The sequence below is a fragment of the Tildeniella sp. genome (assembly GCF_059505325.1).
This window is the reverse complement of sequence record NZ_JCACKI010000008.1, coordinates 78091-90301: the sequence shown is the minus strand read 5'-3', so window position 1 is coordinate 90301 and position 12211 is coordinate 78091. Positions and strand designations below refer to the sequence as shown.

Annotated in this window: 11 protein-coding genes; 9 read left to right on the top strand and 2 right to left on the bottom strand. The window is 49.9% G+C overall.

The window, feature by feature from the left end:
• The first annotated feature begins 59 nt into the window (after positions 1 to 59).
• The 7 genes from AC5JO6_RS03785 to AC5JO6_RS03755 all read left to right on the top strand — a co-directional run bounded on the left by AC5JO6_RS03785 (position 60) and on the right by AC5JO6_RS03755 (position 9072).
• The gene (locus tag AC5JO6_RS03785) at positions 60 to 836 is read left to right on the top strand and encodes a class I SAM-dependent methyltransferase (RefSeq protein ID WP_496079708.1); all 777 of its coding nucleotides are present in this window, start codon (positions 60 to 62) and stop codon (positions 834 to 836) included.
• A 119-nt stretch (positions 837 to 955) separates the two neighbouring features.
• The gene (locus tag AC5JO6_RS03780) at positions 956 to 2212 is read left to right on the top strand and encodes a competence/damage-inducible protein A (RefSeq protein ID WP_496079707.1); all 1257 of its coding nucleotides are present in this window, start codon (positions 956 to 958) and stop codon (positions 2210 to 2212) included.
• Positions 2213 to 2437: 225 nt separating this feature from the next.
• Complete coding sequence (locus AC5JO6_RS03775; protein WP_281258983.1) at positions 2438 to 2572, top strand: hypothetical protein; 135 nt, start codon at positions 2438 to 2440, stop codon at positions 2570 to 2572.
• Positions 2573 to 2750: 178 nt separating this feature from the next.
• Positions 2751 to 3191, top strand: coding sequence for a type II 3-dehydroquinate dehydratase (gene aroQ / locus AC5JO6_RS03770; RefSeq protein WP_496079751.1), 441 nt, complete (start codon positions 2751 to 2753; stop codon positions 3189 to 3191).
• Positions 3192 to 3299: 108 nt separating this feature from the next.
• Positions 3300 to 3719, top strand: coding sequence for a BlaI/MecI/CopY family transcriptional regulator (locus AC5JO6_RS03765; protein ID WP_496079706.1), 420 nt, complete (start codon positions 3300 to 3302; stop codon positions 3717 to 3719).
• Positions 3719 to 4561, top strand: coding sequence for a M56 family metallopeptidase (locus tag AC5JO6_RS03760; RefSeq protein ID WP_496079705.1), 843 nt, complete (start codon positions 3719 to 3721; stop codon positions 4559 to 4561). The genes AC5JO6_RS03765 and AC5JO6_RS03760 overlap by 1 nt, the downstream gene beginning before the upstream one ends.
• A 239-nt stretch (positions 4562 to 4800) precedes the next feature.
• The gene (locus AC5JO6_RS03755) at positions 4801 to 9072 is read left to right on the top strand and encodes a GAF domain-containing protein (protein ID WP_496079704.1); all 4272 of its coding nucleotides are present in this window, start codon (positions 4801 to 4803) and stop codon (positions 9070 to 9072) included.
• Here AC5JO6_RS03755 and AC5JO6_RS03750 read toward each other — a convergent pair.
• Entirely contained in the window at positions 9064 to 9417 is a 354-nt protein-coding gene (locus AC5JO6_RS03750; RefSeq protein ID WP_496079703.1) for a zinc ribbon domain-containing protein, read from the bottom strand. The two genes, AC5JO6_RS03755 and AC5JO6_RS03750, sit on opposite strands and share 9 nt — an antisense overlap.
• A gap of 233 nt (positions 9418 to 9650) precedes the next feature.
• A complete protein-coding gene (locus AC5JO6_RS03745; protein ID WP_496079702.1) occupies positions 9651 to 10049 on the bottom strand; it encodes a hypothetical protein in 399 nt (132 codons plus the stop codon).
• A 233-nt stretch (positions 10050 to 10282) separates the two neighbouring features.
• Between AC5JO6_RS03745 and AC5JO6_RS03740 the strand changes: the two genes are divergently transcribed.
• Positions 10283 to 11506, top strand: a complete 1224-nt coding sequence (locus AC5JO6_RS03740; protein WP_496079701.1) for a sensor histidine kinase — start codon at positions 10283 to 10285, stop codon at positions 11504 to 11506.
• The gene (locus AC5JO6_RS03735; RefSeq protein WP_496079700.1) at positions 11503 to 12162 is read left to right on the top strand and encodes a response regulator transcription factor; all 660 of its coding nucleotides are present in this window, start codon (positions 11503 to 11505) and stop codon (positions 12160 to 12162) included. Before AC5JO6_RS03740 ends, AC5JO6_RS03735 begins: the two co-directional genes overlap by 4 nt.
• The last annotated feature ends 49 nt before the right edge of the window (positions 12163 to 12211 follow it).

The window sequence follows — 12211 nt, the reverse complement described above, 5'->3', positions numbered from 1 at the left end:
ACTTCGACATTTAGCAATAAGATTGATACTTTATTGCTATGGACTACTGCTGAAAATATATGAGTACAGATCAAGAGTGGGAGAAATGGGGCAAGGTAGATCCTTACTTTGCAGTCATTACTAATGCTAAATTTCGGGCGGAAAATCTCACCCAAGAAGCAAAAGAAGAGTTTTTTGAATTTGGTAAAGACCATGTTAGCCATGTACTAGAAGTCTGTAGACAGCATCTTGATCAAGGTTTTACACCTAAACGAGCTTTAGACTTCGGATGCGGGACTGGAAGAATTGTCATGCCACTTGCAGAGATAGCTGAACACGTTGTTGGACTTGATGTCTCCAACTCAATGCTAGATGAAGCTTGTAAAAACTGCGAGGAGCGCTCTATCAGCAATGTCAGCTTTCTCAAGTCTGATGATAACCTTTTCTCCTTAGATGGCTGTTTTGATTTTATTCATTCAGCTCTTGTCTTTCAGCACATAGCTCCCAGTAGAGGAAAGCTTATTTTAATGAATCTTCTAAAGCACCTAGAGAATGGAGGTATTGGCGCTATGCAGTTCACATACGCCAAAACAAAATATGAAAAAAGCTATGGTCTAGAGACATCAGGAGAAAGGTTATTAAACCCACTTAAAAAACTCGTTAAAGCTTTTCTTAGAGTGTTGCCACATCGAGATCCAGAGATGCAAATGAATTTATACAATTTGAATGAGCTACTGTTCTTAATCCAAAGTACGGGAATATGTAACTTTTACGTTGAGTATACTGATCACGAAGGACAACTAGGAGTCTTCTTGTTTTTCCAGAAATTTAGAAAGGTAAAAGAAACAAACGCTTAATGAATAATGAAACCTGAAATCTGCTGGCTTAGTGAGTTAAAGCAACTAATAACTGAGTAGCGAAGACACGATGTATTTTAAAGTGCCAAAAGCTGTACTAGACTTGAGTATTATTTCTCATGACTCAAAGTGTTGAAATTATCTGCGTTGGCACCGAACTGCTCCTGGGTGACATTCTTAACAGCAATGCCCAGTTCTTAGCGCGGGAACTGGCGCAACTAGGGATGGCTCATTACTATCAAACGGTGGTGGGCGATAATCCCGAACGTATCAAAGGGGTGGTTAAGGCTGCGGGCAAGCGATCGCAACTCCTCATCTTTACAGGCGGCTTGGGTCCCACACCCGACGATCTTACCCACGAAACGCTAGCAGACTGCTTCGGCGTTTCCCTTGTAGAGCATCCCGCCATTCTTGCCGACATCACCCGTAAATTCGCCCAGCGCGGACGCACCATGACCGCCAACAATCACAAGCAGGCGTTGCTACCTGAAGGCGCAGCAGTGCTAACGAATGATTCAGGCAGTGCTCCTGGCATCATCTGGCAACCCCGTCCTGGTCTTACGATCCTGACCTTTCCCGGTGTGCCAGCCGAGATGCAGCGCATGTGGCGCGAAGTCGCTATACCCTATTTACGCAGCCAGGGCTGGGGGCAAACAACGATTCACAGCCGGACACTCAAGTTTTGGGGCATTTCTGAATCGTTGCTGGCAGAAAAAGTAAACTCATTTTTCGATCTCCAGAACCCGACTGTTGCGCCCTATGCCAATCATGGCGAAGTAAAGCTGCGAATTTCTGCCCGCGCCAACTCAGAAGCAGAGGCACAGCAGCTCATTGCACCGATCGAAACACAGCTTCGTGCGATCGGCGGTTTAGATTGTTACGGTGCAGATAGCGACTCTCTGGCATTCGTGGTTGGTGCGTTGCTTAAAACCACGCGATCGACCCTTGCCGTTGCCGAATCCTGCACAGGCGGCGGCTTAGGCGAAGCAATTACGTCCGTCCCTGGCAGCTCCAGCTATTTTTGGGGCGGCATCATTTCCTACGACAACGCCATTAAAGTACGACTGCTGGATGTCAACGAGCAAGACCTGAACGCGCATGGTGCCGTCAGCCATACTATCGCCAAACAAATGGCAGAAGGGGCACGATCGCGCCTCGGCACCACCTGGGGACTCAGTATCACAGGCATCGCTGGACCCGACGGCGGCACTCCAGAAAAACCTGTCGGCTTAGTTTACATTGGGCTGGCGGGGCTGGATGAGGTGCAAAGCGTTGAGTATCAATTTGGCGCACTACGCGGGCGAGATTGGATTCGCAGACTCAGTGCGGCTACGGCGCTAGATTACTTGCGACGGCAATTGTTAATAAATCATTAATAAAATCGAAATCTCTGCCCGATGCGCTTGCTTATTTGCAACGTTTGATTAAGACTTAAATCAGGTACTCATAATTTACGAAATTTATACAGTTTCTTTCCGGGCTGTTAACTAATTGATAAATTGGGTACAATTCTAGATAAGTAACCAGGCTCAGTCTGCCCTGCGATCGCAATTCAGAGGCGTAGGCGGCAGCTAGGCTTTAGCAAAGGAGCAATCTGTTCGATGGATTACCTTGAAAAGGTGCTTGAAAAAGTTAAGGAATGGGCGCGTAAGCTGATTGAGGCGATTCTTGGTCCCGAAGCCCAGCCTGAAGGCGAGTTAATCCCGATTCCGGTGAAAGACTCCCAGCGCCGTTAGTCGTCGGTTCACATGTTGTTACGCTTCCCTTTTCGGCATGTATCGTAACCGCCGTGTATCGACAGGCGGTAAGAGAGGCAGGCGTGAGAGCGACTTCGGTGAGCAATTTTTTGGACAAACAGCTTTCTTAGGCAGGCAACTTTTTTGCTCATTTTGTAGGTCAAGAGGCTTGGCACGGTTGATTGGTATTTTGGTGCTGCACGGACCAAACTTGAACTTACTGGGTCAACGAGAACCGGGCATCTACGGTTCCACAACGCTGGAAACGATCAATGCTCAGCTAGAGCAAGAGGCTAAGGCACTTCAGGTCAGTACAACATCGCTTCAGTCTAACCATGAAGGTGTTTTGGTCGATGCCATCCACGATGCGTTTGCGCGGTATCAAGGCATCTTGATTAACGCAGGGGCTTACACCCACACCAGTGTGGCACTTCGAGATGCGATCGCGGCTGTTGCTATTCCCACCGTAGAAGTGCATCTCAGCAACCTTTACCGTCGTGAGGCATTCCGCCATCACTCATACATTGCCCCTGTTGCCATTGGTCAAATTAGCGGTTTCGGGGCTGACAGCTATCGCCTTGGGTTGCAAGCACTTGTTCATTACCTTCAAGCTGAGTAAGTGAGCGATCGTACGCTATCTGTATGTCAGCTAAGAAAGTTAGCTGCTCATAACTTGGGAAGGTCACACTGACGTGAGATAATGCTTGCAATGTACATTTAACGCTTGATGGCTGCACTGCCCTACCACCGTCCCAAACAGCTTTCGCTCGGTCCCCTAGAGGCTGAGATCTTACACATCGTTTGGGACATTGGTACCGTGACGGTCAAAGATGTGCATGATCGCATTTTGTCTGACCCAGAGCGTGAACTAGCTTACACATCGGTCACGACGATCCTTCAGCGTTTGACTCAGAAAGGCTGGCTACTCTGCGATCGCCAGAGTCGAGTTTACACGTGGCAGGCACTCATCTCAAAGGAACAAGCGCTTGCATTGCGGGCGTATGAACAGCTCAACCAATTTTTGGCAGTCGGTAACCCTGATGTGGTAGCCGCCTTTGCCGACAGCCTAGACCAAACCAGCGTGGATCAACTGGAAGCGATCGCTCAGAGACTCCGCGCCATTCGTGAAGCAAGAGAGGATCAGTGATGCATTTGACGCTGCTGTTTTTCGGGTTGTCTTGCGCTTGTGGGCTGCGACTGCTAGAGATGCGCCCTGAGGGTACGTGGCAAGAGCGCTGGCAACGATCGCTAGGTCTCTTTCTCTTTCCGCCGCTCATATTGCTGATGACAGCCGTGGCTCTCGTTTGTATGGGACCGCAGGGGCAGATGGTGCGCTGGTGGGAAGGCTGGATGAGCTACTGGCTAGCAGTCGGGTTTCTGGCGGTTGCAGGCGTTCTGATACTCAAGCTTATGGTGGAAGGACAGCGATCGCTCCGCCAAGTGCATACATATTCTCAAGTGGCTTTGAGAGGACGGTACGGTCGTCTATTAGCAACGCCAATTCCGTTTATTGCACAAGTTGGGTTTTGGCGATCTGAACTAGTAGTCAGTCAGGGCTTGTTGGATACCTTCAGCACCGACCATCTAGATGCAGTGTTAACCCATGAGCAGGCTCACGCTCACTACCACGATACGTTCTGGTTTTTTTGGTTGGGCTGGTTGCGCCATCTTAGTACCTGGCTGCCGCAAACTGAAGCGCTGTGGCAAGAACTGCTGCTGCTGCGAGAACGCCGAGCCGATCGCTGGGCAGCCCAAACGGTTGATCCATTACTACTAGCTGAATCACTACTGCAAATGGTGCAAGCACCCGAACTTTACGCTGAAACGATCTGTGCCACGTTTAGTAGCGCTACACCACGCAACCGTCTTGAGGAGCGCATTGATGCGTTGCTGTCAGTACCAGAAGCCTTGCAACCAGCCAATCCCTGGATGTGGACTTGGCTGCTACTGGTCTGCCTGCCTTTGCTAACAGTGCCTTTTCATTACTAGAAATCGTTTACTGAGATCATTGGCTGCTTGCGTTCTAGCTATAGTCTAGGGCGTTGCAGTCTGTCGCTGCTCTGTCGAAAGAGCCAACAGATTTGAAATACTATCATGCTACCTGTGTCATGTAGCCGTACGCTCATGGTTGAACTTAAGGGTTATCTACGATTCGGACTGAAGGGTGTTAGTGCTAATTTGCGAGATGGAGCGATCGCGATACCCTCTCCCGCCCTTCAGCGACCAAAATGGCAACACGAAGCAATCAACTCCACGCCCCTTTGCCTGAAAATGAGCCTGCCCGACGACAGGCTTTGCTAGAATGCAAAATTTTAGATACAAAGCCAGAACAAGCGTTTGATGACCTAACCCAGTTGGCTGCTTATCTTTGCCAAACGCCGATCGCACTGGTGAGTCTGATTGATGCAGAGCGCCAGTGGTTCAAAGCGAGAGTTGGGCTAGAGGCTACACAGACACACCGTGATTTAGCTTTTTGTGCCCACGCTATTTTGCAGCCAGAAATTTTCGTGGTGCCTGATACGCTGAAGGACGATCGCTTTGCCCAAAATCCCCTGGTCACAGGTGCGCCACAGATCCGCTTCTATGCTGGAGTGCCATTAACCACCGTTGAGGGCTATGCACTAGGTACGCTTTGCGTCATTGATACGGTGCCTCGACAGCTTAATACAGAACAAATCAAGGCGCTATATACTCTAGCAAGGCAAATAGCAAAGCAGCTTGAACTACGGCGTAGCATCGCAGGATGGAAGCGTACAGCAGTAGTCCGTCAGTCGCTAACGAAGCCGCGCTGGCAGTGGTTACAAACAGCAGCATTGGGCTTGAGTCTTGCTTCAGCAGTATTGATTGACATTAGCATTGCATCGTACTGGAACGTTAACGGCGTCACGATCGACCAACTGATTGGCAGCCTCTTGCTCAACGTCAGCACACTGCTACTCATCTCTTACCTGAGTTATCGAGAAATCACCAAACGGCAGCAGACTGAGAGTCAACTCAAACAGGAGCGCGATCTAACAGCTGCGATTACAGATACGGCTGCCGTATTGATCGTCGTACTTGATCGCCAGGGCTGCATTGTTTGCTTTAATCAAGCGTGTGAACAGGCAACAGGCTACACTTTTGAGGAACTAAACGGCAGGCGGTTGGACGAGGTATTGCTACCAGCCGAGGCTATAAAACCCATGCAAGCCGTGCTGGAGCGCTTGCAAACAAAGCAGCAGCTAACTAGCCAGTATGAGCATTACTGGCTCACACGATCGGGCGATCGTCGCCTGATTGCCTGGTCTACCACAAGCCTTTTGGCTGCCAACCATACGGTGGAGTACTTTGTCCAGACGGGCACTGATATTACTGAGCTGCGGCGTTCTGAAGCGGCTTTACAAGCAAGTGAGCATCGCTACCGTTCAGTCGTTGATAGCGTCAAAGAGATTATTTTTCAGCACGATCTGGCTGGTCAGTGGATGTTTCTCAACCCAGCCTGGACAGAAGTCATGGGCTTTTCAGTCAGCGAAAGCTTGGGCAGATACTTTTTGGACTTTGTTCATCCTGACGATCGCCCGTACGTTTTGCACTCTCTCCAGCCCGTACTCACCGGACAGAAAGACTACCATCGCTACAAAACTCGCTATCTCACGAAAATGGGCGATGTTCGCTGGGTAAACGTTTCTGTGCGCTTGACCACCAGTGTGGATGGAGACGCGATCGGCGTTTGCGGGACGCTGAGAGACATTACTGAGCAGGAGCAAGCTGAGCACCGTCGCCATGCTCAATATGCCATCACAAAAGTTTTGGCAGAGTCCACAACGCTGGCTGAAGCTACTCCCCGGATTTTACAGGCTCTATGCGAAAGCTTGCATTGGGATTTAGGACAGCTTTGGCGCATTGATGCCGAAGCTGCCATGATGCACTTTATCGCGACCTGGCATCAACCCGCGCTTGATGTCGCTGAGTTTGAAGCCCATACGCAACAATTGACTTTCACCCCTGGCGTTGGGCTGGTCGGTCGCGTTTGGGCAGAGAAAAAATCGGTTTGGGTGGTTGATATCGCTCAAGAGCAAAACTTTCAGCGTCGATCGACTGCCCTGGACGCAGGCTTTAAGCAAGCGTGCGCCTTTCCCATTCTGGCTGAAGACACAGTCTTGGGCATTATTTCTGTCTTCAACCAGAAGCCGCAACAATCTGATGATGATTTGCTCGCGATGATGACCGCGATCGGGCGGCAGATCGGTCAATTTATCGAGCGCAAGCGGGTAGAAGAAGCTATGCAGCGGCAGAGTCAGCGATCGCACCTCCTCTCTGCCATGACCCTCCGTATCCGACAATCGCTAGATCTGGATGCGATTCTCAGCACCACCGTTGCAGAAGTACGAGAGTTTTTGCGCGCCGATCGAGTGCTGATCTATAAGTTTCACAATCATTGCGACAGCACAATTGTGGTTGAATCGGTTGGCGCTGACTGGATGCCCCTGCTTGGCTTTCAAATGCCGAGTGCCTACTTTGAACATGGGCTGCTGCACAAGTGTCTCATGGGACAGATCATCGCGATCGATAGCCTTGAGCAACCCGACGTACCCCAATGGCACAAAGACTTACTCAGCCAATTTCAAATTCAAGCCGCTCTGGGTGTGCCGATTCTAGAGAACGACCAGTTGTGGGGCTTACTGTTTGCCGATCAATGCTCAGAGCCGCGACACTGGAAACCGTTTGAAATTGAGTTTCTTAACCAACTGGCAGATCAAGTTGGCATCGCTCTAGCGCAGGTTCGCCTCTTGACGGTAGAGGTACAGCAACGCGAACAACTCACACAGCAAAACCAGGCATTGAAACAAGCACGTGAAGCAGCAGAGCAAGCACGCAAAGCAGCAGAGCAAGCAGCAGAAGCAAAGAGCAACTTTCTCGCAACCATGAGTCACGAAATTCGCACACCAATGAATGCGGTCATCGGTATGACAGGTTTGTTGCTGGATACAGCCTTAGACTCACAGCAGCAGGATTTTGCTGAGACGATTTGTCGTAGTGGTGATAATCTGCTGACCTTAATTAATGAAATACTCGATTTCTCAAAGCTGGAAGCGGGAGAGGTAGAGCTAGAAATACTTACCTTTGATCTCACAACGTGTGTGGAAGAAGTGGCTGACCTATTAGCCACCACTGCTCAAACCAAAGGCTTAGAAATTACCACTTTTATTCCAACAAATGTGCCCGTTGCTCTACGTGGTGATGTGACTCGGTTGCGCCAGATCTTGATCAATCTAACCAGTAATGCGATTAAGTTTACGCATCGCGGAGAAGTCATTATACGACTGACGTTAGCGACAGAAACCGACACCACTGCAACGATCGCCTTTTCTGTTGATGATACGGGCGTGGGCATTCCAAAAGCAGCCCAGGCGTTATTGTTTGAGCCTTTTACACAAGTAGATGCCTCAACGACACGAAAATATGGTGGTACAGGGTTAGGACTGGCGATTTGTAAACAGTTAGTCGAGCGCATGGGTGGCACGATCGGAGTCGAAAGTAGTGCCGATCAAGGATCACAATTTTGGTTCACGCTAACGTTTGAGAAGCCATTATTAGCAGACAAAAGTCTGGATGACCGTACACATCAATTTAAGCAACGCCGATTACTGATTGTTGATGACAATGCGACTCATCGTGAAAGTGTACGCTGTCAAACGGTTGCTTGGGGTCTGGCAGTAGATGAAGCCGATGGTGCGATCGCTGCTTTAAAAGCACTCAAACAAGCAGCGTTAGACGGTAAACCTTACGATGTAGTCCTTCTAGATCTGCAAATGCCAGCTACAGATGGCGAACAGTTAGCTCGACAAATTAAAACCGATGACGCGCTCAATCAAATCCCATTGATTGCCATGACTTCACTGAACCAACGAGACATAAAGCAACTGCTAGACGCTGGGTTTGTATCCTATCTTGTGAAGCCAATTCGTCGATCGCGGCTGTTGAATTGCCTCGCTGATGCTCTCATGCAAATGCCGTATGCTGCTATGCCCCAAACGATAAAACCAGTACAGAACGCATTACAAGCAATTAATTCGATCGCTTCACAGCAGCCTTCACCTTTGCCGCTTACTGCTAAGTTAAAAATATTGCTGGCAGAAGATAGTGCTGTCAATCAAAAAGTGGCACTCCATCAATTAAAAAAGCTGGGTTATGCCGCTGATGTAGCTGCTAACGGTCAAGAAGTTCTAGCTTTAATGGCAACGATTCACTACGATGTGGTGCTAATGGATTGCCAGATGCCAGTGATGGATGGCTATGAAGCAACACGTGCGATTCGTGCGGCAGAACACTCAAACCAGCACACCATCATTATTGCTATGACGGCAAACGCGATGAAAGAAGACCGCGATCGCTGCCTTGACGCTGGTATGGATGACTATCTCAGCAAGCCTGTACGTATAGAAGATTTACAAACAAAGCTTGCTAAAGGAAGCCAGCTTCTTCAAGCTACTGCGCGTACCCGTCAAACCTCAGCGTAGTAGCACCAGCAGCAAACTGATCAATACCAGACCAATGAGTGCCAGTAAACCAGCTTTGCGCTTCACCCAGGCTTGGAGGCGAAAACTGCCTGTATAACCAGGACGAGCCACTAATAACTGCTTTCTCACGTCGGTATACAGCGTACAGTCCATTGCCAACGGTCGTTTGGGAAAGGTGCAGGTATTGTCCGCATGATAGGTGCATGTCAGGCACAGCGGCTCATCTCCTGTAGCCTGGTAAAGCGGCATTCCCGGATGTCCATACGCTTTCAGCAGAGTACGGCAATGAGGACAGGCGATCGCTTGTGGCTCAACGGGCTGGTGACAACGAGGACAGTCTGGCATCAATGATGGAGTAGGGCATATCGTCTCCTACTCTAGCAATTCTCGATCGACTGCCGTTTAGGTAAGGCAGGAGGCAGGAGGCAGGAGGCAGGAGGCAGAAGGCAGGAGGCAGGAGGCAGAGGGCAGAAGCTAATACACCTCACACCTCACACCTTACTTCCGCGAAGAGCTGACCGCTGAAAGCTGAAAGCTGACCGCTGACCGCTGAAAGCTGACCGCTAAAAGCTAATTGCTCATGGGTGAAACGGAAGCTTGCGGCGCACGCTCTCAATTTGGTCTGGTGTCAGCACATCAGTTGCCTGCTGCCGTGTGGACATCAAGATTTGCATGAGTTCGGTTTGCTGCGCTGGAGACAGGTTAAGCGCTACGATCGCCGCCTGACTGATGCCATCGGTACTCTCTAGAACAGCTTCAAGTTGTGTCAGTTGTTTTGATGTGAGGATGGTTTGCAGTTCCGATCGCGTCTGTGCGTCGAGTTGGTTCATAGGTTCTGCTTGCTCTGAAGCCAAGGTGATACCCGGTAGTCCAGGAAAACTAGACAGTGCTGGCTGAGCAAGAGACAAAACGGGGGCAATGGCTGAAATTGCCCCCGAAACCGTTAGCACACCGATCGAGTAACCGATCAGCTTCATGTGAGCACCTCTTACGGTCTTCAGTGGATAAATTGAAGACCGTGGGTTCATCGTAGAAGGGTGCGATCGGTTGCACATGAAGCAGAAGTCCTGACTCTCTCAGCCCAGAAGTACTGCACTGGATCAGTACTATAGTCATGACTCATGATGAGTAACCATGACGCTAGTTTCTGGTCGCACAGGGCTTCGTGACCTACAGTAAAGACAAGTCAAACTACTGATGGTTAACGGTTGTGAAACAGGTGTTTCCAGTGCAGCGCAATGTCTTTCGTCTGCTTCTCTGCTTAGAGTGGCTCTTGCTGGGTATCGCTATACTGGCTTCACTTTTGCCCAACCCGATGAATCGGTTTACGCCGTTGCCGTTACTTACCATCCCAGCGATCGTAGTGTTGGGACTAATGGGGTTATGCGTCCCTAAAGATCGGCTGGTTGTCAAGCTGCTCTACACCAGCCTGGAATTTGGGTTGATTATTCTGCTACACCCTTTCAACAGTGGAGTTGGTCTCTTTCCGCTGCTTTATTTGATCGTGGCGATTCGCAGTTGTGCCATGTTTCAACCACGCGGTCGTCTAGTGGTTGCAGGTCTAACCTTCCTTTCTTTTGTACTGACCATTTTTTTCCGAATGCCTCCGCTGCCGCATCACTCGGCTAATGCAATGATGCAAGAGCTAAATGGGATGACGGTCTTCACCTTAAAGTTAAACGCCACACTGACCTTTGGACTCACGCTGGGGTTTGTGCTGCTTCTGGTGAATGCACTGCTGGCAGAACGTGAAAGCCGTGAGCAGTTGGCAACCGCCAATGAACAACTACGCCAATATGCGTTACGCATTGAGAATCAGGCGACCTTACAAGAGCGCAACCGGATCGCCCGTGAAATTCATGACTCATTAGGGCACTTGCTCACAGCACAAAGCATTCAGCTTGAAAACGCGCTGCTCTTTTTGCCGCCAGAGGCAGAGAAAACGCAGACCTTTCTCACTGAAGCAAGACAGCTTGGCTCTGGTGCCCTGCACGAAGTCCGGCAATCGGTTGCCACTTTACGATCTGATCCCTTGCGGGGAAAATCGTTGGAGACTGCGATCGCCTATCTAGTCAAGAATTTTCAGCAAACAACAAGCATCATTCCAGACACCATTCTAGAGGTGCGATCGCCCCTACCCTGTGACGTAAGCACTGGCATTTACCGCATTCTTCAGGAAGCGCTGACCAATATTGCCAAACACGCTGCTGCTACCCAAGTCTCCCTACAACTCTGGGAAAAACCAGACGGCGTTCATTTGCTGGTCGAAGATAATGGCTTTGGTTTTCACCCCGATCAAAACACGACAGGCTTTGGTTTGAAAGGAATGCGAGAGCGGGCGATCGTCCTGGGCGGACACTTCACCATTACCAGTCAACCTCAAACAGGCTGCCAGATTGCGGCGGTCATACCCTTATCGAGACAGTTCCTATGATTCGCGTCCTGTTAGTTGACGATCAGACCATTATTCGCCAGGGCTTGCGGAGTTTGCTGGAGTCGAAGCCCGATTTGACGGTGGTGGGGGAAGCGGAGAATGGTCAGAAAGCGCTTCAGCAGGTCGAAACGCTGCAACCGGACGTGGTGCTGATGGATATTCGTATGCCCGGTATGGATGGAGTTGCAGCAACCCAATCAATCACCCAAAAATTTGCAAACACCAAAGTTCTGGTGTTAACCACGTTTGATGATGATGAGTATGTTGCTCAAGCGATGCGCGTTGGCGCAAACGGCTACCTGCTCAAAGACACCCCTTCAGATGAAGTGGCGCTTGCCATTCGCTTGATCCATCGCGGCTATACGCAACTGGGACCCGGTTTGCTTGAAAAAGCCTTCTCAGCCCCTGCTGAACCTGCCGTACCTCCGATCGTGCTGCCCCAGGAATTGGCAGAACTCACCCCTAGAGAACGTGAAGTGCTGTGCCTGATTGCTGGAGGAGCAAACAATCGTGAAATTGCCGAAGCACTCCACATTGCTGAAAGCACGGTTAAAAACTATGTCACCAATATCTTGAGTCGCCTGCATCTGCGCGATCGCACTCAAGCAGCGCTTTTTGCCAACTCATTTTTGCCTCTCCTAGAGAATTTGGGTTGAGAGAGTGAGGGGGCGAGGGGGTGAGGGAGAAGACGCAATTTAAGTCTTC

What these genes read in the sequence shown, in the direction of transcription:
- AC5JO6_RS03755 (WP_496079704.1), top strand. Translation starts at nt 4,801, where the DNA reads ATGGCAACACGAAGCAATCAACTCCACGCCCCTTTGCCTGAAAATGAG.
- AC5JO6_RS03745 (WP_496079702.1), bottom strand. Translation starts at nt 10,049, where the DNA reads ATGAAGCTGATCGGTTACTCGATCGGTGTGCTAACGGTTTCGGGGGCA.
- AC5JO6_RS03765 (WP_496079706.1), top strand. Translation starts at nt 3,300, where the DNA reads ATGGCTGCACTGCCCTACCACCGTCCCAAACAGCTTTCGCTCGGTCCC.
- AC5JO6_RS03775 (WP_281258983.1), top strand. Translation starts at nt 2,438, where the DNA reads ATGGATTACCTTGAAAAGGTGCTTGAAAAAGTTAAGGAATGGGCGCGT.
- AC5JO6_RS03735 (WP_496079700.1), top strand. Translation starts at nt 11,503, where the DNA reads ATGATTCGCGTCCTGTTAGTTGACGATCAGACCATTATTCGCCAGGGC.
- AC5JO6_RS03750 (WP_496079703.1), bottom strand. Translation starts at nt 9,417, where the DNA reads ATGCCAGACTGTCCTCGTTGTCACCAGCCCGTTGAGCCACAAGCGATC.
- AC5JO6_RS03780 (WP_496079707.1), top strand. Translation starts at nt 956, where the DNA reads ATGACTCAAAGTGTTGAAATTATCTGCGTTGGCACCGAACTGCTCCTG.
- AC5JO6_RS03760 (WP_496079705.1), top strand. Translation starts at nt 3,719, where the DNA reads ATGCATTTGACGCTGCTGTTTTTCGGGTTGTCTTGCGCTTGTGGGCTG.
- AC5JO6_RS03785 (WP_496079708.1), top strand. Translation starts at nt 60, where the DNA reads ATGAGTACAGATCAAGAGTGGGAGAAATGGGGCAAGGTAGATCCTTAC.